16 protein-coding genes, 1 tRNA gene and 3 rRNA genes are annotated in these 25,574 nt (G+C 52.2%); 3 read left to right on the plus strand and 17 right to left on the minus strand.

What is annotated here, in order from left to right; all coding sequences use genetic code 11:
* Window positions 1–58 precede the first annotated feature (58 nt).
* The 3 genes from HP572_RS17340 to metH form a co-directional block, all read right to left on the minus strand.
* Entirely contained in the window at window positions 59–2,050 is a 1,992-nt protein-coding gene (locus HP572_RS17340; protein ID WP_371745283.1) for a TonB-dependent siderophore receptor, read from the minus strand.
* A 305-nt stretch (window positions 2,051–2,355) separates the two neighbouring features.
* Window positions 2,356–3,312 (minus strand): helix-turn-helix transcriptional regulator, encoded by a 957-nt coding sequence (locus tag HP572_RS17345; protein ID WP_240583860.1) that lies wholly within the window; start codon window positions 3,310–3,312, stop codon window positions 2,356–2,358.
* A gap of 516 nt (window positions 3,313–3,828) precedes the next feature.
* Window positions 3,829–7,464, minus strand: coding sequence for a methionine synthase (gene metH, locus HP572_RS17350; RefSeq protein WP_371745338.1), 3,636 nt, complete (start codon window positions 7,462–7,464; stop codon window positions 3,829–3,831).
* 239 nt (window positions 7,465–7,703) lie between these two features.
* Here metH and iclR point away from each other — a divergent pair, with 239 nt between their 5' ends.
* Window positions 7,704–8,534 (plus strand): glyoxylate bypass operon transcriptional repressor IclR, encoded by an 831-nt coding sequence (gene iclR, locus HP572_RS17355; protein ID WP_180792207.1) that lies wholly within the window; start codon window positions 7,704–7,706, stop codon window positions 8,532–8,534.
* Window positions 8,535–8,874: 340 nt separating this feature from the next.
* Here iclR and aceK read toward each other — a convergent pair whose 3' ends face one another.
* The 8 genes from aceK to HP572_RS17395 all read right to left on the minus strand — a co-directional run bounded on the left by aceK (window position 8,875) and on the right by HP572_RS17395 (window position 20,154).
* Complete coding sequence (gene aceK / locus HP572_RS17360; protein WP_240585777.1) at window positions 8,875–10,602, minus strand: bifunctional isocitrate dehydrogenase kinase/phosphatase; 1,728 nt, start codon at window positions 10,600–10,602, stop codon at window positions 8,875–8,877.
* 49 nt (window positions 10,603–10,651) lie between these two features.
* On the minus strand, window positions 10,652–11,959 hold the full coding sequence (gene aceA / locus HP572_RS17365; RefSeq protein WP_240583862.1) for an isocitrate lyase: 1,308 nt from the start codon (window positions 11,957–11,959) through the stop codon (window positions 10,652–10,654).
* A 31-nt stretch (window positions 11,960–11,990) separates the two neighbouring features.
* Window positions 11,991–13,589 (minus strand): malate synthase A, encoded by a 1,599-nt coding sequence (gene aceB, locus HP572_RS17370; protein ID WP_240583863.1) that lies wholly within the window; start codon window positions 13,587–13,589, stop codon window positions 11,991–11,993.
* A gap of 284 nt (window positions 13,590–13,873) precedes the next feature.
* Window positions 13,874–14,803 (minus strand): homoserine O-succinyltransferase, encoded by a 930-nt coding sequence (gene metA, locus HP572_RS17375; protein ID WP_095992991.1) that lies wholly within the window; start codon window positions 14,801–14,803, stop codon window positions 13,874–13,876.
* A gap of 218 nt (window positions 14,804–15,021) precedes the next feature.
* Window positions 15,022–15,137 (minus strand): 5S ribosomal RNA (gene rrf / locus HP572_RS17380).
* A gap of 122 nt (window positions 15,138–15,259) precedes the next feature.
* A 23S ribosomal RNA gene (locus tag HP572_RS17385) occupies window positions 15,260–18,167 on the minus strand.
* Between the two features lie 233 nt (window positions 18,168–18,400).
* Window positions 18,401–18,476 (minus strand) — tRNA-Glu (locus HP572_RS17390).
* 140 nt (window positions 18,477–18,616) lie between these two features.
* Window positions 18,617–20,154 (minus strand): 16S ribosomal RNA (locus HP572_RS17395).
* Together the 16S, 23S and 5S rRNA genes with 1 tRNA gene alongside form the textbook arrangement of a ribosomal RNA operon.
* A 430-nt stretch (window positions 20,155–20,584) precedes the next feature.
* On the opposite strand from HP572_RS17395, the gene HP572_RS17400 reads away from it, so the two are divergent.
* Window positions 20,585–21,133 (plus strand): gamma carbonic anhydrase family protein, encoded by a 549-nt coding sequence (locus HP572_RS17400; protein ID WP_240583864.1) that lies wholly within the window; start codon window positions 20,585–20,587, stop codon window positions 21,131–21,133.
* On the opposite strand, the gene HP572_RS17405 is transcribed toward HP572_RS17400, so the two are convergent.
* Genes HP572_RS17405 through dprA form a run of 6 tightly spaced genes read right to left on the minus strand, consistent with a single transcriptional unit; the run spans window position 21,118 to window position 24,925 of the window.
* Complete coding sequence (locus HP572_RS17405; protein ID WP_240583865.1) at window positions 21,118–21,375, minus strand: DUF1488 domain-containing protein; 258 nt, start codon at window positions 21,373–21,375, stop codon at window positions 21,118–21,120. The two genes, HP572_RS17400 and HP572_RS17405, sit on opposite strands and share 16 nt — an antisense overlap.
* A complete protein-coding gene (gene aroE / locus HP572_RS17410) occupies window positions 21,372–22,199 on the minus strand; it encodes a shikimate dehydrogenase (protein WP_240583866.1) in 828 nt (275 codons plus the stop codon). The genes HP572_RS17405 and aroE overlap by 4 nt, the downstream gene beginning before the upstream one ends.
* 19 nt (window positions 22,200–22,218) lie before the next feature.
* Window positions 22,219–22,788 carry an L-threonylcarbamoyladenylate synthase type 1 TsaC gene (gene tsaC / locus HP572_RS17415; protein ID WP_240583867.1) on the minus strand — a complete coding sequence of 190 codons (570 nt, stop codon included), beginning with the start codon at window positions 22,786–22,788 and terminating at the stop codon, window positions 22,219–22,221.
* Window positions 22,781–23,338 carry a type I DNA topoisomerase gene (locus HP572_RS17420; RefSeq protein ID WP_240583868.1) on the minus strand — a complete coding sequence of 186 codons (558 nt, stop codon included), beginning with the start codon at window positions 23,336–23,338 and terminating at the stop codon, window positions 22,781–22,783. Before HP572_RS17420 ends, tsaC begins: the two co-directional genes overlap by 8 nt.
* 20 nt (window positions 23,339–23,358) lie before the next feature.
* Window positions 23,359–23,832, minus strand: coding sequence for a DUF494 family protein (locus tag HP572_RS17425; protein WP_205554347.1), 474 nt, complete (start codon window positions 23,830–23,832; stop codon window positions 23,359–23,361).
* Window positions 23,804–24,925, minus strand: a complete 1,122-nt coding sequence (dprA, locus tag HP572_RS17430; protein WP_240583869.1) for a DNA-protecting protein DprA — start codon at window positions 24,923–24,925, stop codon at window positions 23,804–23,806. Before dprA ends, HP572_RS17425 begins: the two co-directional genes overlap by 29 nt.
* A 128-nt stretch (window positions 24,926–25,053) precedes the next feature.
* Between dprA and def the strand changes: the two genes are divergently transcribed.
* Window positions 25,054–25,566, plus strand: coding sequence for a peptide deformylase (def, locus tag HP572_RS17435; protein WP_014916807.1), 513 nt, complete (start codon window positions 25,054–25,056; stop codon window positions 25,564–25,566).
* Window positions 25,567–25,574 lie beyond the last annotated feature (8 nt).

Raw genomic sequence — 25,574 nt, forward strand, 5'->3', positions numbered from 1 at the left:
CATGATGTGAAAAAGCCGGGTTTCCCCGGCTTTCGTTTCATGGCTGCAACACGCGCGATCAGAACGAATAAGAGACGCTGCCGACTACGCTGCGCTCCGCACCGAAGTAGCAGAACTCCAGCGAGTTACAGGCGGAGACATAGCGTTTATCGGTCAGGTTGTTCACATTAAGCTGCGCACTCAGCCCTTTCAGACCGACCTTCGAGAGATCGTATCCCACTGCCAGATCCACCAGCGTGTAAGACGGCAGCGTGTGGGTGTTAGCGCGATCGGAAGTCACACCGTTCACGTAACGTACGCCGGAGCCAATCGTCAGGCCGTCCAGTGGACCGCTTTTGACATCATAGCTAGCCCAGGCGCTGGCTTGATTGCGCGGCGCGTACACCGCCCGTTTTCCTTGCTCAGCCACACTGCTTTTCTTATAGCGAATATCCGTATAGGTATAGGCCGCTTGCAGACGCAGATTATCGGTAATGTGGCTCACGGCCTCCAGTTCAACCCCTTCAGACTCAATTTCACCCACGGAGCGGTAAGGATCGTTAGGCTGAACTTTTGTCGCCACATTCTTCTGGTTAATACGGAATACCGACAGGCTGTACTGATCCTTAGAACCCTCAGGCTGATATTTCATCCCAGCTTCCCACTGTTTGCCTTTCATCGGTTCCAGCACGTTGCCGTTATCATCGGCGAAGCTGGTCGGCGTAAAGGCCGTGGAATAGCTGACATACGGTGCAACGCCATTATCAAACAGGTAGAGTAAGGCGGCACGCGAGCTAAAGTTGTTTTTATCCAACTCGCTGTGTGTCCCCTTGGTATGGTTAACATGGGTCACTTTTACCTGGTCGTGACGACCGCCCAACGTTAAACGCCAACGCTCCCAGCTCATTTGATCTTGTAGATAGATGCCCGTCTGTTGCAGCTTGTGCTTTTCCAGCGTACCGGACATGGCCGTTGGACCAGAACCGTAAACGGGATTAAACGCGTCAAGCGCCGGGAAGGACCCCGAAGGCCAGTCCATATTGTTATTACGCTGCTGATAGTCGAGCCCCACCAGCAGACGGTGGTTCACCGCACCGGTATCCACGCTGCCATCGAGCTGATTATCTAACGTTAATGCAGACAGCGACTCGCGGGAACCTGAGTAATAACGGGTCAGCGTATCGGCGCTCGGCTGCGTCCAGCCATAGGCGTAAACCTGATCCAAATGCACTTTGGTACGCAGATAGCGCACTTTTTGGCGCGCCGCCCAGCCGCTATCAAAACCGTGTTCAAAGTTGTATCCCACCATGTTTTGCTTACGGTCGTATTTCTCATAATTCTCTTCCCCTTCATAGAAGGTGTTCGAGATTTTCCGCCCGTTGTGCGCGACTACCGTGCCTTCATACGGCAAACCCGAGTGACTGCCGCCTTCTGGATCGCGTTGCAGGTACGCCATCAACTCCAAACGGGTCTTGTCGGAAATCCGCCACAGTAGACTAGGTGCAATCGCATAGCGTTCTTCTTTCAGCGGCCCAAATTGGGTATCCGCCTCACGCACCATCCCGCCCAGACGAAACGCAAAACGCTCGTCATCATCCAGCGGTCCGGTAACGTCAAACGCCGCACCGCGCTGCGCATTATTGCCTGCAAAGAGTTTGATCTGTCCGCTGCGATCGAACGACGGCTGACGGGAGTTCAGCGCCACAATACCGCCCGGAGAAGAACGACCATAAAGTACGGACGCCGGGCCTCTGACCACTTCAATGCTGTCGAGGAACCAGGGATCGATAACCAGCGAGCTATGGGAGTTGGTATCCCCCATCATCTTCAGCCCGTCGAGATAGACGTTATCGAGACTGCCGTCGGAAAAGCCGCGCAGCACCATGTAGTCAAAGCGGTTGGACGCGCCGATTTGGTTGTTGTACACGCCCGGCGTATAGCCGACCGCCTGACGAACGCTGGTCGCACCCTGTTCCTGAATCTGGTCGCGCGTAATGATAGAAACGGCCTGAGGAGTCTCGATATCGGGCGTTTCCAGCTTGGTCGCGCCGCGTTGCGTTTGAGACGTCACGACTAACGTATCACCCTGAGAAGAAGAGGATGGCGTATCCTACGCCAGTGCCGACACCGTTAATCCACTGGTGAAACAGCCAACCACCAGCGCCAGCCGCGTTTTTCTGAACATGGGAATCTCCACAGACCTTATTATTGTAAATAAGAATTATTACTGTTTTTAGTCTTGCGATAGCTATGCGCAGTGACAACTTGCGTATGCGCAATGACAAAACGGGAACTCAGCGAGAAAGCGCCAAGCGGGCAGCCAAGTGACAATAGCTGGCACAAATAAGGCTCAGGAGAGTGATAAGAAAGGAAATGCTAGCTGACCATGCGTGCATCGCTCGGCGCCATACCGTAACGCCGCCGGAAAGCCGTGGCAAAGTTGGTCGCATGCTGGTAGCCCGACATCCAGGCCGCCTGCTGAACGCTGTATCCCTGCACCAGATAGCGCCGAGCCAGTTCCAGCCGACAGTCACGTAGATAGTCAAAGACCGAATGACCATACGCCTGACGAAACTTGGTACGCAGGCTACTGGTGCTCATCGCGGCCAGCTGCGCCAGTTCATTGAGGGTGTACTCTTTTTCAGGCTGTTGCGCCAGAAGCCGCCGAACGTTCTCCAGCCGATCCTGTTCACCGGGCGGAGGCAAGACGCGCCGCTCTCCCCCACGTTGCCCGAATGACAGGCCTTGCCCTAGCAGTTGTAGCATCACGCCTTCCAGCATCAGCTGACGCGATAATCCCGGCACGGTATTTTCCAGCGCGTGCTGCAACCCAGATAACAAATAGCCGGGAACCTGCCATAGAAATGTTGGATTACCGCCCTGTTCCCACTCGTTCAGCAGCGAGCCCAACAGTGGATCCAAAGCAAAGGTGGTGGGGAAAATACCCAGCGATACGGTGCGCAGATGACAGTCCGCGAGGTGGCTGGCGTTCATGATTAACGGGTCACCCAGCCGGGTGCTGAATGCCATACCGGAGCGAACAACAAACTCCTTGCCGTTCAGACGCAGCGCGACGCGACCTTCCAGCACCACCAGCGTATAAAACGGGCAACAGTGCAACGACGTCGATTCGTAAGGCTGCAACACCTGCACGTTAGAATTCGTCAGGCAAATCCCAGAGGACAGCGTCATCTCTTCGACATCGCCCTGCACCACGATACGCTTTTCTTTCGCGCGCTCACGGCAGGACGACAGCTGCGGGAAGTGGTAATCAATCCCGTAACGTTCACCGATGTCGAAGAAATCCTCAATGGAAAAGAGTCGTTTTAGCATGAGCGGGAAGATACCCTCATCCTGTTTAACGCCCAGAATCAGGCCAGCGGTTAGCGGAAATGAGTGGAATAAAAACAGAAAAATGCTTTCTGCTTAATTGATGCTCACCTTACCATTACCATGAAATTGCATCAATAAGACTGATAACTATTCTCATTGAAATGGTGTTCTAAATCCTGAACACCTTGGCTAACGTAGGGAAGGTTCTCTGACTGGCATCAGAAATCATGCTGAGGTATCAGTGAACGCCGAGTGAGCGACAGGACGTCGCGAAAGCCAGTGCCGCGTCGGGAACGCGTCACTGGCGGCTCGATTAGCGTTCAATGATTCCGAAGGCACCGCGTAGCGGCAGGATTTCAGCCAACAGCCTGGGTACATAGGGCAAGCGGCGTTTGAGCTGCCCTATGTCGGGCGTGGCGTATTCGTCACAAAATATCACCTTTGCCCTCACGCCCGAAACGCTCACAGTCATACATAACTCAGACAACAATATCTGTAAGCACCTTACTCAATCCCTTAATCAGCATCATAACCTAGATTCGGCGCTAGCCAGCGCTCCACCTCACCCACATCCATCCCTTTACGCACCGCGTAATCCGCTACCTGATCGTGCTGGATTTGCGCGACGGCGAAGTATTTACTGTCGGGGTGGCTGAAATACCAGCCGGATACCGACGCGCCCGGCCACATGGCATAGGATTCGGTGAGCTTCATGCCGGTATGCTTTTCCACATCCAGCAACTGCCAGATTTGCACTTTTTCCGTGTGATCCGGGCAAGCAGGATAGCCCGGTGCAGGACGGATGCCCTGATAGTTCTCGCGGATCAGCAGCTCATTACTGAGGTTCTCATTCGGCGCATAGCCCCAGTAAACTTTACGCACACGCTCATGCAGGTATTCCGCAAAGGCTTCCGCCAGACGGTCGGAGATCGCCTTCACCATGATCTTGTTGTAATCATCATGCTGAGCTTCCCACTGATCGGCCAACGTATCTTCTTCCAGTCCACCGGTCACCGCAAACGCCCCGAGGTAGTCCGGCTTGCCGCTGGACTTCGGTGCCACAAAATCAGACAGGCAGTAGTTCGGGAAGTCGGTTTTCTCCGTCTGCTGGCGCAGATGGTGGCTCACTGACAGCACCGTTTCACGCCGTTCATCGGTATAAATCACCACGTCATCGCCAACGCGGTTCGCCGGGAATAAGCCAACCACGCCACGAGGGTTAAGTGCACCGCGTGCGGACAAATCGTCCAGCATCGCGTTGGCATCGGCAAACAGGCGCTTGGCCTCTTCACCCACCACCTCATCTTCCAGAATGCGGGGATATTTCCCGGCCAGCGACCAGGTCATAAAGAACGGCGTCCAGTCGATGTAGTTGCGCAGCGTTTCGATGCTGGCTGTCACTGCCTGCACGCCCAGCCGATGTGCAACGGGCGGCGTGTAGTTCTCCCAATCCAGATCGGAAGCGTTAGCACGAGCCGCTTCCAGCGTCACGGGCGGCGTTCTCGGCTTTTTACGCGCGTGCTGAATACGCACGGTTTCGTACTCTTTACGGGTACGTGCAACAAAGTCGTCATATTGCGCACTGGACAGCAGCGCCGATACCACGCCGACAGAGCGCGAAGCATTCTGCACATAGACCGTCGGGCCGCTATAGTTCTGCTCAATCTTCACAGCGGTATGCGCTTTAGACGTCGTCGCGCCACCAATCAGCAGCGGCAGCGTGAAACCCTGACGCTCCATCTCTTTCGCCACGTTGACCATTTCGTCCAGCGACGGCGTAATCAGCCCGGACAACCCGATAATATCGACCTTTTCTTCGCGTGCGGTCTTCAGAATCTTGTCCGTCGGCACCATCACGCCCAGATCGATAATTTCGTAGTTGTTACATTGCAGCACCACACCGACGATATTCTTACCGATATCGTGAACGTCGCCTTTTACCGTCGCCAGCAGGATCTTTCCGGCTGACGTGCCTTTGGCTTTGCTGGCTTCAATGTAGGGTTCGAGATAGGCCACCGCTTGCTTCATGACGCGAGCTGATTTCACGACCTGCGGCAAAAACATTTTCCCTGCGCCGAACAGATCGCCGACGACGTTCATGCCATCCATCAGCGGGCCTTCAATCACCTCTATCGGCCGTGCGGCCTGCTGGCGCGCTTCTTCGGTATCCAGCTCAATAAATTCGGTAATGCCTTTCACCAGCGAATATTCCAGACGCTTCTTCACATCCCAGCCGCGCCATTCCGCCTGCGTTTTATTCCCTTCATCTTCCGTTTTGCTGCCGCGATATTTTTCTGCCAGTTCGAGCATGCGCTCGGTGGCATCGCTGCGACGGTTCAGGATCACATCCTCCACCGCATCGCGTAATTCCGCAGGGAGATCGTCATAGATCGCCAACTGACCGGCATTCACGATCCCCATGTCCATGCCGTTGCGGATCGCGTGATAGAGGAAGACAGCGTGGATCGCTTCACGCACCAGATCGTTGCCACGGAATGAGAAGGAAACGTTGGATACCCCGCCGGAGATCATCGCATGCGGCAGCTGCGCCTTGATGTCCGCACAGGCTTCGATAAAATCTACCGCGTAGTTGTTGTGCTCATCGATCCCCGTTGCCACAGCAAAAATGTTCGGATCGAAAATGATATCTTCCGGTGGGAAACCGACTTCTTCCGTCAGAATTCGGTACGCCCGGCGACAAATTTCAATTTTACGGGCGCGAGTATCCGCCTGACCGACTTCATCAAACGCCATCACCACCACAGCCGCGCCGTAGCGCCGTACCAGTTTGGCGTGATGCACAAAGGCCTCAACGCCTTCTTTCATGGAAATCGAGTTAACAATGCCCTTGCCCTGAATACATTGAAGCCCCTTCTCAACCACCTCCCACCGAGAGGAGTCGATCATGATCGGTACACGGGCAATATCCGGTTCACCGGCAATCAGGTTCAGGAATCGGACCATCGCCGCTTCCGCATCCAGCATGCCTTCATCCATGTTGATGTCGATAATTTGCGCGCCGCTTTCCACCTGCTGACGGGCAACATCCAGCGCTTCGTTGTATTTTTCTTCTTTGATCAGACGCTTAAAACGTGCGGAGCCGGTGACGTTCGTCCGTTCCCCGACGTTAACAAACAGCGTGTTGGCATCGATATTCAGCGGTTCCAGACCGGATAGGCGGCAAGCCACCGAAATCTCTGGCAGCTTGCGCGGCGGTACCCCTTCCACCACTTTTGCCATCGCAGCAATGTGCGCAGGTGTCGATCCGCAGCAGCCACCGACGATATTCAGAAAACCGGATCGCGCCCATTCGCCAATATGTTTCGCCATATCGGCCGGATCTAAATCGTACTCCCCAAAGGCGTTGGGCAGCCCTGCATTCGGGTGCGCACTCACATAGCATTCTGAAATACGTGACAGCTCAGCGACATACTGACGCAGTTCATCCGGTCCCAGCGCACAGTTCAGGCCAAAAGATAGCGGACGGGAATGACGTAAGGAGTTGTAAAACGCTTCTGTTGTCTGGCCGGATAGCGTACGCCCTGACGCATCCGTGATCGTGCCGGAAATCATCACCGGCAGCTCGATGCCTAATGCCTCAAACTCGCTTTCTACCGCGAAGCTCGCCGCTTTAGCGTTCAACGTATCGAAGATGGTTTCGATCATGATCAGATCGACACCGCCAGCGATCAAGGCACGAGTCGATTCGCGATACGCTTCCACCAGTTGATCAAAACTGACGTTACGGTATGCCGGATCGTTAACATCGGGAGAGATCGACGCGGTACGGTTCGTCGGGCCAAGCACACCGGCAACATAACGTGGCTTATCCGGCGTTAAGGCCGTCCATTTGTCCGCGCTGGCACGCGCCAGCTGTGCAGCAACGGTATTAATTTCCGCCGACAACGCCTGCATATCATAGTCCGCCATCGCAATGGTGGTGGCGTTGAAGGTGTTGGTTTCGAGAATGTCGGCACCGGCTTCCAGATAGGCGTCATGGATTTCGCTAATCACCTGCGGCCTGGTGAGTACCAGCAGATCGTTATTTCCCTTCACATCGCTCGGCCAGTCAGCAAAGCGCTCACCGCGATAATCTGCTTCCTGCAGGCGATAACCCTGGATCATGGTTCCCATACCACCATCCAGCACCATAATGCGTTGCGCCAACTGACGCCGCAATTCGTCTACCCGATTACTCACGCGAACCCCATTCCCGGCCAATAAATACGATATGTTGTGTCTATCCTAGCATAAGTTATGAGCACGCTAACGCGGTGTAGCATGAGACTTTTTCAGGTCATTTGCCGATAAAAAGTGCAGAGAAAGAAGAGTTGCATTCTGCGGTGAAAAAACGAAAATCAATTCCATTACCATAAAAAGGAATCGACGCTATGACGCCACCAGAGCCAGCCAAACGCGGGAAAAAACCCAGAGCCAGCGCGAGCACCGCTGCACAACCGACCGGGCAGGTGCAGTCGTTGACCCGTGGCCTGACGCTGCTTGAATATATCGCCAAAGCCAACGGCAGCGTGGCGCTAACCGATCTCGCTCAGCAGGCCGGTTTACCGAATTCCACGACCCACCGTCTGCTCACCACCATGCAGCAACAGGGCTTTGTGCGTCAGGTTGGCGACTTGGGGCTGTGGACGATTGCTTCACACGCGTTTATCGTCGGCAGCAGCTTTCTGCAAAGCCGCAACCTGCTGGCGATTGTGCATCCGATAGTACGCAAGTTAATGGAAGACTCTGGTGAAACCGTCAATCTGGCCGTGTTCGATCAGACCGACAGCCAGGCGATTATTATCGATCAGGTGCAGTGTACGGCGCTGATGCGTATGTCCGCACCTATTGGCGGTAAGTTGCCAATGCATGCTTCCGGTGCCGGGAAAGCGTTTCTGGCACATTTACCCGATGCTCAGGTCACTCAACTGCTGCACAAGAAAGGGCTGCATGGCTACACGCCACACACCTTCAGCTCGCCACAAGCGTTGAAAGAAAACCTGTCGCTGATTCGCAAGCAGGGCTATTCGTTCGATGACGAAGAGCACGCGCTGGGGCTGCGCTGCATCGCGGCCTGTATTCTGGATGAACATCATGAAGCGTTCGCCGCTATTTCCATCTCCGGCCCCGTGTCGCGCATAACGGACGACCGCGTCACAGAACTCGGCGCGCTGGTGATCAAAGCCGCCAAACAGGTGATGCAGGAATACAGTGGGTTATGAATAAGGTGTATTCCTCGTAATAAGCTGCCAATTATGGTGGGCTTTACTATTACCCGGCATGAAAATTATGCAGCGGTGAACTTGACCGCCGAGTGAGCGACAGGACGTCGCGAAAGCCAGTGCCGCGTCGGGAACGCGTCACTGGCGGCTCGACTAGCGGCCAAGAGCATCGATGGAACCGCGTAGCGGCATAATTTAGCCGGAAGCCTGGGTTCGTAGGGCGGCGGCGACTGAGCCGCCCTACGTCGGGCGCGTATACGGTATCGCATGTAAATGGCTGCGGTGTGGCGCACGAAACGCTCTCTGAGACAGAATACATATAACGAATAACGAGCCACGCTCAAATTGCAGCACGCTGACTAAAACGCTTGCGGCGTCGGTAGGCGTAAACATCCTCAATGTGCCCGTCCCTGATCCGCTGTTGTAGTGCTCGCCAGTAATCCGCGCAAAACAAGTCGCCGTGCATTTCCTCAAACAGCGTGCGAATGTGGCGGTCGCTACACAGGAAATGGGGAAATTCTTCGGGAAATACGTCATTCGGCGCGACGCTGTACCACGGCTCGGCGGCCAGTTCGTCCTCTGGGTGACGCGGCGGCGGGATTTTGCGGAAATTCACTTCAGTCATGTAGCAGATTTCATCGTAGTCATAAAATACGACTCGCCCATGACGCGTGACGCCGAAATTCTTGAATAGCATGTCGCCGGGGAAAATATTCGCCGCGGCCAGCTGTTTGATGGCATTGCCGTATTCTTCAATCACATCATGCAACTGCTGTGCGCTTGCCTGTTCCAGATAGAGGTTCAGCGGCGTCATCCGGCGCTCCATGTACAAGTGTCGGATCACCAATTGATCGCCTAGATCTTCCAACTTTTCCGGTACCTCACGCCAAAGTTCCTCCAGCAACTTTGGACTGATACGATGCTTATCGATGACGAAGTTTTCATATTCCTGCGTATCCGCCATACGCCCGACGCGATCGTGCTCTTTCACCAACTGATAGCACGCCATTACCCGCTCTGCACTTACCTCTTTCTGCGGCGCGAAACGATCTTTGATGACCTTAAATACGCGATCGAACGACGGCAGCGTAAACACCAACATCACCATACCTTTCACGCCGGGAGCGATGATAAACTGCTCTTCTGATTCGGCAATGTAGTGCAGATATTCGCGGTAATACTCGGTTTTACTGTGCTTCTGACAACCAATCGCCAGGTAAAGCTCCGCCGTCGTCTTCCCCGGCAAAATGTCACGCAGCCAGGCCACCAGCGCCGACGGCAACGGGGCATACACCATGAAGTAAGAGCGGGCGAAACCGAACACAATGCTGGCGTCTGCCTGACTGGTTAAGCAGGTATCAATAAATAGCGCCCCGCGTTCGTTGTGGTGAATCGGCAGCAGGAACGGAAAAACACCGTCAGGGAGCGATAGTTTTCCCACCAGCCAAGCCGCTTTGTTACGATAAAACAGCTCATTAGCCAGCTGTAATGTCGCCTGCGCAAGCTGCTCCGCTGAGAAAGTACGCTGCAAATACGCAGTGATATAACCAATATCACGCGGCAAATCTTCCCACGGTAAGCGCAGCGGCACATCGCTCAGCAGCTTTTCCAACATGTTCTGCCAGCCGTCAGTGGGCACAAACGTCTTGGAGATAGGCCGGGGGATTTCACGAAAGCGCTGTTCAGGCTGAGAACTGAAAACAAACAGCTTATCAGGCGTCAGTTCCCGATGGTTAAACAGCCGACAGTAGACGGAATTAAAGAAACTCTCGGCAATCTCAAAACGCGGGTAGTCCGGCAGTAAGCGGGTGTAGATATGCTTCACCCGAGCCAAAAAATCCGCATCATCGCAGCGAATACCCGTAATACAGCGCAGCTGTTCAACCACCAGACCAACGTGGTGATCGTATAGGTGAATACGCTGTTTCATTGCCTGTTGTACGGCAGGCCAGTCAGCCTGTTCAAAGCGCTGCTGTGCCCCTGCTGTCACTTCGAGAAAACGTCCATATTGCGCATCAAACCCTTGCAGGATCGTCTGCGCCACCAGCTTTTCAAGGTCACACGTCATCATGATCTCCCGATGAAACCCGGCCAGACGAACACTGACCGGGTTAGGATCAGAACTGCTGTTCTTCTGTCGATCCCGTCAGCGCCGTCACTGAAGACTCGCCTCCCTGAATGATGTTCGTCACCTTATCGAAGTAGCCGGTACCCACTTCCTGCTGATGCGATGAGAAGGTATAGCCGTCTTTAATCGCCTCAAATTCAGGCTGCTGCACTTTTTCTACGTAGTGCCGCATCCCTTCGCCCTGCGCATAGGCATGCGCCAGATCAAACATGTTGAACCACATGCTGTGGATGCCGGCCAGCGTAATGAATTGGTACTTGTAGCCCATCGCCGACAGCTCATCCTGAAAACGTGCGATCGTGCTGTCATCCAGATTCTTCTTCCAGTTAAAGGAAGGAGAACAGTTGTACGCCAGCAGCTTACCGGGGAACTTCGCGTGGATGGCCTCAGCAAAACGACGCGCCAGCGATAAATCCGGCGTTGAGGTTTCGCACCACACCAAATCGGCATACGGTGCGTAGGCCAGACCGCGGCTGATTGCCTGCTCGATACCAGCTCGTGTGTGATAGAAGCCTTCCACCGTACGTTCTCCGGTGATGAAATCACGGTCATATTCATCGCAGTCGGAAGTCAGCAAATCCGCTGCATCCGCATCGGTTCGTGCAACCAGTAAGGTCGGCACGCCCAAGACATCCGCCGCCAGACGCGCCGCAACCAGTTTCTGAATCGCTTCCTGCGTCGGCACCAGAACCTTGCCCCCCATGTGCCCGCATTTCTTCGCCGATGCCAGTTGATCCTCAAAGTGAACCGCCGCAGCACCCGCTTCGATCATCGACTTCATCAGTTCAAACGCATTCAGCACGCCGCCAAACCCCGCCTCCGCATCCGCCACAATCGGCAGAAAGTAGTCGGTATGACGCTTATCGCCCGGCTCAATGCGGTTCGCCCACTGAATCTGATCGGCGCGTCGAAACGTGTTATTGATGCGCTCAATCACCGCAGGTACGGAGTTCGCCGGGTAGAGCGACTGATCGGGATACATGCTGGACGCCAGGTTGGCATCCGCCGCCACCTGCCAACCGGAAAGGTAAATCGCCTCGATGCCCGCTTTCGCCTGCTGTAAAGCCTGTCCACCCGTCAGCGCGCCCAGGCAATTCACATAGCCTTTGCGGGAGTCACCATGCAGTAGGCTCCATAGCTTTGCCGCGCCGAGCTGCGCGAGCGTGCATTCCGGGTTCACCGATCCCCGTAGATTAATCACATCTTCTGCGCTGTAGGGGCGCGTAATACCGTCCCAGCGGGCGGTTTTCCACTCTTTTTCGATATGCTGGACTTGTTGGATACGAGAGGTCGTCATAGCAGAGGTTCCTTTTTATTATCAGTCAGGATTAATCAAGCAGTGCGTAGCCAGGTAGCGTCAGGAAGTCGATCAGCTCATCTTGCGTGGTAATTTGCTCCATTAGCCGAGCGGCTTCATCAAAGCGCCCTCCGCTGAAACGGGCATCACCGAGCTCCTCTTGAATCACAAACATCTCTTCGGCCAGCATCTGGCGGAACAGCGCTTTGGTGATCACACGACCATCACTTAATGTCTTGCCGTGGCGAATCCACTGCCAGATTGAGGTGCGGGAAATTTCTGCCGTTGCCGCATCTTCCATCAGCCCATAAATCGGGACGCAGCCATTGCCGGATATCCATGCTTCGATGTACTGCACTGCAACACGGATATTCGCGCGCATCCCCACTTCCGTGCGCTCTCCCGGGCAAGGCTCAAGCAGCTCTTCGGCACGAATAGGCGCATCCTGTTCACGGCTGATCTCGAGCTGATTCTTACGCTCACCTAACACCCGATCGAACACTTCCATCACCGCATCGGCCAGCCCCGGATGCGCCACCCAGGTGCCATCGTGACCATTGTGAGCTTCCAGCTCTTTGTCTTTACGTACCTTATCCAACACCCAGTTATTGCGTTCCGCATCCTTACTCGGAATGAACGCCGCCATCCCGCCCATAGCGAACGCGCCGCGACGGTGACAGGTTTTGATCAATAGCCGCGAGTAAGCGCTAAGAAAGGGTTTTTCCATCGTCACCGACTGGCGATCGGGCAGGACGCGATCGCTGTGGTTCTTTAATGTTTTGATATAGCTGAAGATATAATCCCAGCGGCCGCAGTTCAGCCCAACGATATGGTCACGTAAGTGATAGAGAATTTCGTCCATCTGGAAAACGGCAGGCAGCGTTTCAATCAACACCGTCGCTTTGATTGTCCCGCGCGGCAGATCAAAGCGATCTTCCGTGTAACAGAAGACATCATTCCACCAGGCCGCTTCCTGCCATGACTGGGTCTTTGGCAGATAGAAATAAGGGCCACTACCCTTCTTCAGCAATTCCTGATAGTTGTGGAAAAAGTACAGCGCGAAGTCGAACAGGCTGCCGGGAATCGCGTCCCCCTGCCAGGACACGTGTTTTTCAGGCAGATGCAAGCCGCGTACCCGGCAAATCAATACGGCAGGATTGGGCTTCAGCTGGTAGATTTTCCCTGTTTCATTGATATAGGAAATCGTCCCGCGTACGGCATCACGCAAGTTGATTTGCCCGTCGATCACCTTTTCCCAACTCGGCGACAACGAATCCTCGAAGTCCGCCATGAATACTTTCACGTTGGCATTCAATGCGTTGATCACCATCTTGCGTTCGACCGGACCGGTAATTTCAACGCGACGATCCTGAAGGTCATCGGGAATACCGCGTATTGTCCATGCCTTATCACGAATGGAAGCTGTTTCTGAAATAAAATCAGGCAACTTACCCTGATCGATATTACGCTGTTGTACCTGCCGTTCGGCGAGTAATTGATTACGTGCTGGCGTGAAATGTGCGACCAGCTCCGTTAAGAAATCAATCGCTTCTTCCGTCAGAATTTGCTTCTCACCTTCGCCAAAACGCTGACTAAACGCCAATTCTCTGTTTATCGTCTGCTGCATCATTCGTGGTTCCTTTTCAGATTCCGCTTCATTTATCAACAACCGCCAAATCGGCAAACCAGTATGTACATTTCTTAGCCGACAGAATTAAGCGTAATACAATAAAAAACAAAATCAAAAACAATTTCCATTTTAATGAAAAGATAAAAATAACTTCATGATAAAAATGAAAATTAAAATCAAAAAGGAAGAGAAATAACTTTCATTAACCAACAGAAATGGAAGGGTTCAGCACAAAAAAGAAAGGCACCTCAAAAGGTGCCTTAGAGAAAAGAAGGAGAATGAGGTTAGTCCAGCGTAGGGTTCATCCGGCGTAAATCGTAAGGCGTAATCTGGTAAACATAGTAATTCAGCCAGTTAACAAAAAGCAGATGACCGTGGCTACGCCAGCTCGCTTTCGGTGCCAGTTCAGGGTTGTCATCAGGGAAATAATTCACCGGAACGGCCGGATCCAATCCAGCATCACAATCGCGGAAAAACTCACCCGCGAGTGTCAAGACATCATACTCAGGGTGTCCGGTAACAAACGCCAGACGCTTATCTTTGCTGGCAAACAGATAGGCTCCGGCCTGCTCCGACTCGACCAGAATCTCTAAGTCCGTATGCTGCCGAATCACATCAGCGGGGAAATCTGCATAGCGCGAATGTGGTGCCAGGAACGTTTCATCAAAGCCGCGGGTCAGCAAAGCGTGGGGTTGCAACGTTTGATGTAGGTAAACGCCGGATAGCTTTTCCTTGCGAGTCATCTTGGGAATGCCGTAGAGGATATTGAGAGCAGCCTGCACAGCCCAACACACGAATAGTGTGGAGGTAACATGCTCTTTTGCCCACTCTATGACACGTGCGATCTGTGGCCAATAAACAACATCGCAGAAATCGACTAATCCCAGCGGTGCGCCAGTCACAATCAAGCCATCAAAATTTTCGTTTTGGATGTCGTCAAAATCGCAGTAGAAGTTATTCAAATGCTCAGCCGGCGTATTCTTTGATTCACGACTATCGATACGCAACAGCTGGATATCGATCTGTAAGGGGGAGTTGGATAACAGGCGCAGAAACTGGTTTTCAGTCTCGATCTTTTTAGGCATCAGGTTCAGAACCAGCACTTTGAGGGGACGAATTTCCTGCGTTTTAGCACGCGAGGACGTCATCACAAAGACGTTCTCATTCCTCAGAAAATTGACGGCTGGTAACTCATCAGGAACCCGAATTGGCATAACCTTATATCCTCAAAGCATACGTTTAAACGTTTAGACATCCAGATGCCCGAAGATAGCGAGTTTTTGTTCTAATGTCGAGCGCTCAGCGCATAAGGTGAAAATGTTTCACGAAACCGAGTATGCCTCATCAGTGTTACTTCTGCTGAATACGTTTAAGCGCCTCAGGATCACTAAAAAGCCCTCGTCTTTCGACGAGGGCTTTCCACTTGTTTGATGCCTGGCAGTTCCCTACTCTCACATGGGGAAGCCCCACACTACCATCGGCGCTACGGCGTTTCACTTCTGAGTTCGGCATGGGGTCAGGTGGGACCACCGCGCTATCGCCGCCAGGCAAATTCTGTTTCATTCCAACCGTTATGTTCCACTTTTTGTGTCACACAACCATCAGAACCAATCTCTGAACAAGCTAAAATCAAAATCTCTGAGTCGCCCACAAAACACCTTCGGTGTTGTAAGGTTAAGCCTCTCGGGTCATTAGTACTGGTTAGCTCAACGTATCGCTACGCTTACACACCCAGCCTATCTACGTCGTCGTCTTCAACGGCCCTTCAGGGGCATCTAGTGCCCAGGGAAGACTCATCTCGAGGCAAGTTTCCCGCTTAGATGCTTTCAGCGGTTATCTCTTCCGCACTTAGCTACCGGGCAATGCAATTGGCATCACAACCCGTACACCAGTGGTGCGTTCACTCCGGTCCTCTCGTACTAGGAGCAACCCCTCTCAATCTTCCAACGCCCACGGCAGATAGGGACCGAACTGTCTCACGACGTTCTAAACCCAGCTCGCGTACCACTTTAAATGGCGAACAGCCATACCCTTGGGACCCTACTTCAGCCCCAGGATGTGATGAGCCGACATCGAGGTGCCAAACACCGCCGTCGATATGAACTCTTGGGCGGTATCAGCCTGTTATCCCCGGAGTACCTTTTATCCGTTGAGCGATGGCCCTTCCATTCAGAACCACCGGATCACTAAGACCTGCTTTCGCACCTGCTCGAGCTGTCACTCTCGCAGTCAAGCTAGCTTATGCCTTTGCACTAACCTCCTGATGTCCGACCAGGATTAGCTAACCTTCGTGCTCCTCCGTTACGCTTTGGGAGGAGACCGCCCCAGTCAAACTACCCACCAGACACTGTCCGCAACCCGGATCACGGGTCCACGTTAGAACATCAAACATTAAAGGGTGGTATTTCAAGGTTGGCTCCACGCAGACTGGCGTCCACGCTTCAAAGCCTCCCACCTATCCTACACATCAAGGCTCAAGGTTCAGTGTCAAGCTATAGTAAAGGTTCACGGGGTCTTTCCGTCTTGCCGCGGGTACACTGCATCTTCACAGCGAGTTCAATTTCACTGAGTCTCGGGTGGAGACAGCCTGGCCATCATTACGCCATTCGTGCAGGTCGGAACTTACCCGACAAGGAATTTCGCTACCTTAGGACCGTTATAGTTACGGCCGCCGTTTACCGGGGCTTCGATCAAGAGCTTCGCCTTGCGGCTGACCCCATCAATTAACCTTCCGGCACCGGGCAGGCGTCACACCGTATACGTCCACTTTCGTGTTTGCACAGTGCTGTGTTTTTATTAAACAGTTGCAGCCAGCTGGTATCTTCGACTGATTTCAGCTCCATGAGCAAGTCACTTCACCTACCATCAGCGTGCCTTCTCCCGAAGTTACGGCACCATTTTGCCTAGTTCCTTCACCCGAGTTCTCTCAAGCGCCTGAGTATTCTCTACCTGACCACCTGTGTCGGTTTGGGGTACGATTTGATGTTACCTGGAGCTTAGAGGCTTTTCCTGGAAGCGTAGCATCGGTTACTTCATCACCGTAGTGACTCGTCATCACGCCTCAGTGTTAACAATGACCCGGATTTACCAAAGTCATCCACCTTCACGCTTAAACCGGGACAACCGTCGCCCGGATAACCTAGCTTTCTCCGTCCCCCCTTCGCAGTAACACCGAGTACAGGAATATTAACCTGTTTCCCATCGACTACGCTTTTCAGCCTCGCCTTAGGGGTCGACTCACCCTGCCCCGATTAACGTTGGACAGGAACCCTTGGTCTTCCGGCGTGCGGGTTTTTCACCCGCATTATCGTTACTTATGTCAGCATTCGCACTTCTGATACCTCCAGCAGCCCTCACAGGCCACCTTCGACGGCTTACAGAACGCTCCCCTACCCAACAACACCTAAGTGTCGCTGCCGCAGCTTCGGTGCATGGTTTAGCCCCGTTACATCTTCCGCGCAGGCCGACTCGACCAGTGAGCTATTACGCTTTCTTTAAATGATGGCTGCTTCTAAGCCAACATCCTGGCTGTCTATGCCTTCCCACATCGTTTCCCACTTAACCATGACTTTGGGACCTTAGCTGGCGGTCTGGGTTGTTTCCCTCTTCACGACGAACGTTAGCACCCGCCGTGTGTCTCCCGTGATAACATTCTTCGGTATTCGTAGTTTGCATCGGGTTGGTAAGTCGGGATGACCCCCTAGCCGAAACAGTGCTCTACCCCCGAAGATGAGTTCACGAGGCGCTACCTAAATAGCTTTCGGGGAGAACCAGCTATCTCCCGGTTTGATTGGCCTTTCACCCCCAGCCACAAGTCATCCGCTAATTTTTCAACATTAGTCGGTTCGGTCCTCCAGTTAGTGTTACCCAACCTTCAACCTGCCCATGGCTAGATCACCGGGTTTCGGGTCTATACCCTGCAACTTAACGCCCAGTTAAGACTCGGTTTCCCTGCGGCTCCCCTATACGGTTAACCTTGCTACAGAATATAAGTCGCTGACCCATTATACAAAAGGTACGCAGTCACCTAACAAGTAGGCTCCCACTGCTTGTACGTACACGGTTTCAGGTTCTATTTCACTCCCCTCGCCGGGGTTCTTTTCGCCTTTCCCTCACGGTACTGGTTCACTATCGGTCAGTCAGGAGTATTTAGCCTTGGAGGATGGTCCCCCCATATTCAGACAGGATGTCACGTGTCCCGCCCTACTCATCGAACTCACAGCTTGTGCATTTTTGTGTACGGGACTATCACCCTTTACTGTGCGACTTTCCAGACGCTTCCACTAACACACAAACTGATTCAGGTTCTGGGCTCCTCCCCGTTCGCTCGCCGCTACTAGGGGAATCTCGGTTGATTTCTTTTCCTCGGGGTAATGAGATGTTTCAGTTCCCCCGGTTCGCCTCATGACACTATGTATTCATGTCATGATAGTGTGTCGAAACACACTGGGTTTCCCCATTCGGGTATCGTCGGGTATAACGCTTCATATCAGCTTACCGACGCTTATCGCAGATTAGCACGCCCTTCATCGCCTCTGACTGCCTAGGCATCCACCGTGTACGCTTAGTCGCTTAACCTCACAACCCGAAGGTGTCTTTGATAACTCAAAGTCACTGTTCGCGCTGCGATTATTTGAGAGACTCATTAACATACTGACACGCCATTCATACCCGCAGGCATCAATGCATGTTCAGCTGTCATGTTTCAATTTTCAGCTTGTTCCAGATTGTTAAAGAGCAATATCGTAAACATGACTCCGAAGAATCATCTTTAAGATATTCGTGATAATGTCTTTCACTCATTATCGGATTGGCGTCCCCAAGGGGATTCGAACCCCTGTTACAGCCGTGAAAGGGCAGTGTCCTAGGCCTCTAGACGATGGGGACACGAAAAATCCGCACCAGGTCATAAACCCGGCACGCTCGCGTCAGCATGAGTCTACACTCATGACATCAACAGGTGCGCTTGCTCAGTATTTTCATCAGACAATCTGTGTGAGCACTTCACGCAACACACATCTTTTTGGTAAGGAGGTGATCCAACCGCAGGTTCCCCTACGGTTACCTTGTTACGACTTCACCCCAGTCATGAATCACAAAGTGGTAAGCGCCCTCCCGAAGGTTAAGCTACCTACTTCTTTTGCAACCCACTCCCATGGTGTGACGGGCGGTGTGTACAAGGCCCGGGAACGTATTCACCGTAGCATTCTGATCTACGATTACTAGCGATTCCGACTTCATGGAGTCGAGTTGCAGACTCCAATCCGGACTACGACGTACTTTATGAGGTCCGCTTGCTCTCGCGAGGTCGCTTCTCTTTGTATACGCCATTGTAGCACGTGTGTAGCCCTACTCGTAAGGGCCATGATGACTTGACGTCATCCCCACCTTCCTCCGGTTTATCACCGGCAGTCTCCTTTGAGTTCCCGACCGAATCGCTGGCAACAAAGGATAAGGGTTGCGCTCGTTGCGGGACTTAACCCAACATTTCACAACACGAGCTGACGACAGCCATGCAGCACCTGTCTCAGAGTTCCCGAAGGCACTAAGCTATCTCTAGCAAATTCTCTGGATGTCAAGAGTAGGTAAGGTTCTTCGCGTTGCATCGAATTAAACCACATGCTCCACCGCTTGTGCGGGCCCCCGTCAATTCATTTGAGTTTTAACCTTGCGGCCGTACTCCCCAGGCGGTCGATTTAACGCGTTAGCTCCGGAAGCCACGCCTCAAGGGCACAACCTCCAAATCGACATCGTTTACAGCGTGGACTACCAGGGTATCTAATCCTGTTTGCTCCCCACGCTTTCGCACCTGAGCGTCAGTCTTTGTCCAGGGGGCCGCCTTCGCCACCGGTATTCCTCCAGATCTCTACGCATTTCACCGCTACACCTGGAATTCTACCCCCCTCTACAAGACTCTAGCCTGTCAGTTTTGAATGCAGTTCCCAGGTTAAGCCCGGGGATTTCACATCCAACTTAACAGACCGCCTGCGTGCGCTTTACGCCCAGTCATTCCGATTAACGCTTGCACCCTCCGTATTACCGCGGCTGCTGGCACGGAGTTAGCCGGTGCTTCTTCTGCGGGTAACGTCAATCGACAAGGTTATTAACCTTACCGCCTTCCTCCCCGCTGAAAGTGCTTTACAACCCGAAGGCCTTCTTCACACACGCGGCATGGCTGCATCAGGCTTGCGCCCATTGTGCAATATTCCCCACTGCTGCCTCCCGTAGGAGTCTGGACCGTGTCTCAGTTCCAGTGTGGCTGGTCATCCTCTCAGACCAGCTAGGGATCGTCGCCTAGGTGAGCCATTACCTCACCTACTAGCTAATCCCATCTGGGCACATCTGATGGCGAGAGGCCCGAAGGTCCCCCTCTTTGCTCTTGCGAGGTTATGCGGTATTAGCTACCGTTTCCAGTAGTTATCCCCCTCCATCAGGCAGTTTCCCAGACATTACTCACCCGTCCGCCGCTCGTCACCCAGAGACAGCCCCTGTGCTACCGCTCGACTTGCATGTGTTAGGCCTGCCGCCAGCGTTCAATCTGAGCCATGATCAAACTCTTCAATTTAAGATTTGTTTGATTTGCTGAACTCGTCAGCGATGCTCAAAGAATTAGTAACTGTTTATTCGTAATGAATTTACTGTTGTTCACTCTTCAAGACTTTTTATATCGTTAAGATACGGTCTTGTGAGTGCCCACACAGATTGTCTGATTAAATTGTTAAAGAGCCTGTCTGATTAAATTTTAAAGTGCTTTCTCTTTCTTTATCGACCCTGTTGTGTGTTCACAGCGCCGTGTCGATGGAGGCGCATTATAGGGATCCGTTTTCGTTACACAACAACTTTCTTGATCTTTTTTTCTGTTCGCGTGTTTTTCGACCCTTTCGATGAGATCTTACTCGATCCACGCCACTTTTCAGTTGCCGACATCCCATATCTGTCGATATTTTGTCTAATAACGAATAATCAGTATGTGGCAAATAACTACGAGGTTGTCGATGAGTGCAAAAACATTCCGTCGTTATAACGGTATTTCTCCCGTTTTAGGCAAAAGGGTCATGGTCGATCATTCCAGCGTGGTGATTGGCAAGGTAACACTAGGCGATGATGTCGGCATCTGGCCCCTTGTCGCCATACGAGGCGATGTTAACTACATTACTATTGGTGCAAGGAGTAATGTTCAGGACGGTTCTGTACTTCATGTCACCCACTGCTCAGAGAAAAAGCCAGAAGGTAATCCGCTTATTATTGGTGAAGACGTCACGGTGGGCCATAAAGCGATGCTGCACGGTTGCCAAATAGGAAATCGGGTTCTGGTCGGAATGGGATCAATACTCCTGGATGGAGCAATTGTTGAAGATGATGTCATGATTGGTGCAGGTAGCTTAGTTCCCCCAGGAAAACGGCTAGAGAAGGGACATCTATACCTCGGCAGCCCAGTCAAAAAAATTCGGCCACTCACACAAGAAGAAATAGAGGGATTGATTTACTCGGCAAACAACTACGTTCGCTGGAAAGATGAATACCTTGCTCAGGACAACGAGTAACAGCCTTCATCATCCCATTCTTCAGCAGCGATCATTTGTTCCAGTTCATCTTCAAGATCCCATCGATATTCCCTGAACAGTGCCAGCCACCGTTCAGGGCTATCACCACCATAACGTTGCTGGAGCAGCTCAGCGTTCACTAAGCATTCCTGCTGAAAGCCATTCACTAAAACAGGAAAGCGGATCGCCCTTACCTTATCATCCCAGCTTTCACGATCGGGAAACTGGATCGCTTGGTTCATTTAGCAAGATCCTGCTTTAGCAAAGCAATAACTGGCTCCACATCCGGCATAACACCATGCCAAAGTTTAAACGCATGTGCCGCTTGCCCCACCAGCATTCCCAAACCATCTGCATAATGGCGGGCACCATGCTGTACGCACCATGACAAAAATGGTGTCAGTTGCGGCAGGTAAAACATGTCATAACAGCACGTTTCCGGCGAAATGAGTTCTGTCGGTAAGTTAGGAACGCTGTCGTACATACCAGAAGATGTGGCGTTGATGATCAGATCGAACGACTGACCCTGTAAATCATCTAGAGCAACAGCGTTAATATCACCAATGTCACAGAAGATCTTAGCTAAGGCATCGGCCTTGGAAAAGGTCCTATTCGTCAGTACGACGGAACAGCCATAAGCCAGCAGAGGTTGGATAACACCCCGCGCCGCGCCGCCCGCACCAACCAACAAAACACGATCCAACGGTTTCACCAGCGCCAATCGTTGCAGATCGCTGAGCAAACCGATGCCATCGGTATTATCACCCAACAGGCGGCCGTCACTCAATCTCTTCAATGTATTGACCGCCCCCGCAAGCGTGGCACACTCGCTACACTCATCGGCTTCTGCAAAAGCCCGCTCTTTAAAGGGCGCAGTCACATTCGCCCCACCAGCACCATCACGAAAATGCTGGCGCAGCATCTGCTCAAAATTATCCAGAGGCGCCAACACGCGCTGGTACGTCAACGTTATCCCCGTCTGTGCAGCAAATAGCTCATGTATGCGAGGTGATTTACTATGCGCAATCGGATTGCCAAAAACCGCAAAAGACGTTACTTCAGACACGTTCCTCTCCAACTTGTCGTTACCCTTGACGAATAAGCTCGCCTGTTAATACATCCCTAATTTCTGATGGGTTCATTCTTCCGCCGACATCCCCAACTAGCACAGGAAAATCATCACCAAACTGTAGAGAAACGTCCTGAGCCGTGCGGCAAGGCGGTTGACCACTTAAATTGGCACTGGTCGATACCAACGGTTTACCGTAACGCTGGCACAGTTCCTTGACTAATGGGTGGTCGCTAACGCGCACCGCAAGTGAAGCAAATTGCCCCGTTAACCACTGCGGGGTCGTGCGTTTTGCTGGCAATACCCAAGTAACCGGACCTGGCCATGTGGAAAACATCACCGCTTTCTGCTCATCGGATAACGCACTGTCATCAATATAAGGAACCAGTTGGCTAAAATCTGCCGCAATCAGGATCAACCCTTTTTGCCAGGGGCGCTGTTTTAACGCCAGCAGGCGATTCACCGCCACTTCACTATCAGGATCGCAGCCCAACCCAAATACCGCTTCAGTCGGGTACGCAATAACCTGCTCGTTATGTAACTCCCGCAAAATGGGAATCATTAGTTCATCAGACACATCACTCATTCTTATCAACTTCTGCCGCTATCGGTTTTCCACATAATTTACTGGCACAAAATAGCTTGATGCCTTGTGCCGTTTTTTTCTCAAACAATAAAGCGTAATGGCAAGAAGGGCATTCACCCGCTATCGGCTTATGGTTTAACGTAAACTGGCAATCGGGATAGCGATCGCAAGAATGAAACACCTTGCCGTAGCGAGATTTACGCTGCAACAGCGTGCCTTCATTACACTGTGGACATCGAATCTCCGTATCATCAGGGCGATCGATAGTCTCGGTATGATGGCATTCAGGGTAATTGCCACAGCCGATGAACATCCCATAACGGCCTTGCCGTAAGACTAGGGTCGACTGACAAAGCGGACATTGCTGCCCATCTAACACTTTGACGATATGTCCATCAGCTTGTGCTTTCAGCGGGCGAATGAACTCACATTCTGGATACGCAGAACAGCCAAGAAATGGGCCGTGCCGACCAGAACGGATAACCAGCACTGACCCACAGTCTGGACACATTTCCTGTTTTTTTTCAGCAAACAGTGCAGGCTTAGCCATTCGAACTGTTATTCCTCTGGCTATTGCACATAACCGTCATTGACCTCAAAGAGTAATTCTTCCATTTGCTGATAAGCATTCTCACAACCAGGTACATTGAAAAGCACCATGAGAATGACCCACTTCAGATCTTCCAGATCAAATTCCTGCGTTTCCAACGCCATGACGCGTTCAATAATCATTTCCCGCGTTTCAAGGTTCAGAACCTGAATTTGCTCAAGGAACAATAAAAAGCCACGACATTCCGCATCAAGACGCAGCGCCTCATCCTGCGTATAGATCCGTATAGCCAGAGGATCGTTCGCTAAATAAAGCGGCGCAGTCTGCCCTTCCTGAATATCGGCCAGTTTCTCCAACCAACTCAACGCGCTATAAATATCGTTACGATGGAATCCAGCGCGGGTGAGGTCATCAGTTAACGTATCCTGATCGACACGCATTTCAGTTTCATTGTGGATGTAGCTCTCAAACAAGTACATGAGTACGTCGAACATGGCCTGCCCTCCTTAATCGGACATAGCCGCCGGGTACTGCTGCGATCCATCCTGCTAACTCCAGCTCTAATAGCTTAGTGACTATCTCTGGCACAGGTTGGCCGGCACGTTCAGCGACAACGTCAACAGGTGTAACCTCATCTCCTACGTTAGCCAACACATCGGCAAATGGCAATTCGCCATCCTCTTCTTCGTTAGAAATAGTTTGCCCGCTTTCCATCGGCAGCCACTGTAACTCACTCACCAACTGCTCAAGAATATCTTTCGGATGTGTAACCAGGCTGGCTCCTTGCTGGATCAACCAGTGTGTTCCCTCAGTCATCGGGTTACCAATCGGCCCCGGCAGAGCAAAAACTTCCCGTCCTTGCTCCAAAGCATAACGCGCAGTGACCAACGACCCACTGCGGATAGTCGCTTCAATGACCAGAACACCCAGCCCTAGCCCGCTGATAATGCGGTTTCTTCTGGGAAAGTTGGTTGGGAAAGGCGGCATCGCGAGGGGAAATTCGGAGACCAACGCGCCACCACCGCCACAAATACGTTCGGCAAGCTTAGCGTGCCGCTTGGGATAAACATTCTTCAGCCCGCTTCCCAGCACCGCAATGGTTAGCCCTCCCGCATCCAAAGCAGCACGATGAGCAATACCATCAATGCCAATCGCTAGCCCGCTTGTCACCGTGAGTTCATTCGCGGCAAGCTCTTGAGCGAAAAAGCATCCCCAGCGTTCACCGTAAGCACTACTCCCCCGGCTACCAATAATCGATATTTGTGGCGATGCCAGTAACTCAGGAGAACCAGAAACAAAGAGCAGAAGCGGAAAATCACGAATATTGCTCAACAGAAAAGGATATAAGGCATCTTCGCACGTCACGATATGATGATTAGGATGAGACAACCAGTTGAGAGTTTCTTCCAGGATCTTACGATCATAGGAACAGAATTGGGCTATTTGAGTAGCAGACAGGCCTAACGCCCCCAAAACCTCATTATCGAACGAGTTTAAGTCAATAAGCTTTCTGACAATCGCCCAAGCACGTCTGACCCCCAGATGCCGTACGCCCGTCATACGTAGCCAGATTTCCATTGATCGCATCGGTGTCCCTTACTCCGCCCTGTTCAGATAAGTGCTGCAATTCAGTGCCGATGCTGTCAATCGGGGCAGGAAATGTCTAGAATGAGGGCTAAGACTCTCTCACTATTCAGATACAGATCTAAACATATATGGCAGTTTTGCAGGTATTACATTTTCCAGACGAGCGGCTCCGCATCACTGCGCAACCCGTAAAAGAAGTCAATGCAGATATTCAACGTATCGTGGATGATATGTTCGATACCATGTACGAAGAAGAAGGTATTGGGCTGGCTGCGACACAGGTGGATATTCATCAGCGTATTATTGTTATCGACGTCTCTGAAGAACGAGACCAACGACTGGTGCTGATCAATCCCGAGCTGATTGAAAAGAGCGGCGATACGGGCATCGAAGAGGGTTGCCTGTCGATCCCTGAAACGCGCGCGCTGGTTCCTCGTGCAGAGCATGTGAAAGTGCGCGCATTGGATCGTGAAGGTAAGGCGTTCGAACTTGAAGCAAGCGAGCTACTCGCCATTTGTATTCAGCATGAAATGGACCATCTGGTTGGGAAACTGTTTATCGATTACCTTTCCCCGCTTAAACGCCAGCGCATTCGTCAAAAACTGGAAAAACTGGCTAAGCAGAATAGTCGAGCCCGATAATTTTCATC

This window comes from Pectobacterium sp. PL64, from assembly GCF_022477975.1.
Taxonomy (GTDB): Bacteria; Pseudomonadota; Gammaproteobacteria; order Enterobacterales; family Enterobacteriaceae; genus Pectobacterium; species Pectobacterium jejuense.

What these genes read in the sequence shown, in the direction of transcription:
- HP572_RS17420 (WP_240583868.1), bottom strand. Translation starts at nt 23,338, where the DNA reads ATGGCTAAGCCTGCACTGTTTGCTGAAAAAAAACAGGAAATGTGTCCA.
- aceK (WP_240585777.1), bottom strand. Translation starts at nt 10,602, where the DNA reads ATGACGTGTGACCTTGAAAAGCTGGTGGCGCAGACGATCCTGCAAGGG.
- HP572_RS17345 (WP_240583860.1), bottom strand. Translation starts at nt 3,312, where the DNA reads ATGCTAAAACGACTCTTTTCCATTGAGGATTTCTTCGACATCGGTGAA.
- aceB (WP_240583863.1), bottom strand. Translation starts at nt 13,589, where the DNA reads ATGATGCAGCAGACGATAAACAGAGAATTGGCGTTTAGTCAGCGTTTT.
- HP572_RS17405 (WP_240583865.1), bottom strand. Translation starts at nt 21,375, where the DNA reads ATGAACCAAGCGATCCAGTTTCCCGATCGTGAAAGCTGGGATGATAAG.
- HP572_RS17400 (WP_240583864.1), top strand. Translation starts at nt 20,585, where the DNA reads ATGAGTGCAAAAACATTCCGTCGTTATAACGGTATTTCTCCCGTTTTA.
- iclR (WP_180792207.1), top strand. Translation starts at nt 7,704, where the DNA reads ATGACGCCACCAGAGCCAGCCAAACGCGGGAAAAAACCCAGAGCCAGC.
- dprA (WP_240583869.1), bottom strand. Translation starts at nt 24,925, where the DNA reads ATGCGATCAATGGAAATCTGGCTACGTATGACGGGCGTACGGCATCTG.
- tsaC (WP_240583867.1), bottom strand. Translation starts at nt 22,788, where the DNA reads ATGAGTGATGTGTCTGATGAACTAATGATTCCCATTTTGCGGGAGTTA.
- def (WP_014916807.1), top strand. Translation starts at nt 25,054, where the DNA reads ATGGCAGTTTTGCAGGTATTACATTTTCCAGACGAGCGGCTCCGCATC.
- HP572_RS17425 (WP_205554347.1), bottom strand. Translation starts at nt 23,832, where the DNA reads ATGTTCGACGTACTCATGTACTTGTTTGAGAGCTACATCCACAATGAA.
- metH (WP_371745338.1), bottom strand. Translation starts at nt 7,464, where the DNA reads ATGGTGCTGGATGGTGGTATGGGAACCATGATCCAGGGTTATCGCCTG.
- metA (WP_095992991.1), bottom strand. Translation starts at nt 14,803, where the DNA reads ATGCCAATTCGGGTTCCTGATGAGTTACCAGCCGTCAATTTTCTGAGG.
- aceA (WP_240583862.1), bottom strand. Translation starts at nt 11,959, where the DNA reads ATGACGACCTCTCGTATCCAACAAGTCCAGCATATCGAAAAAGAGTGG.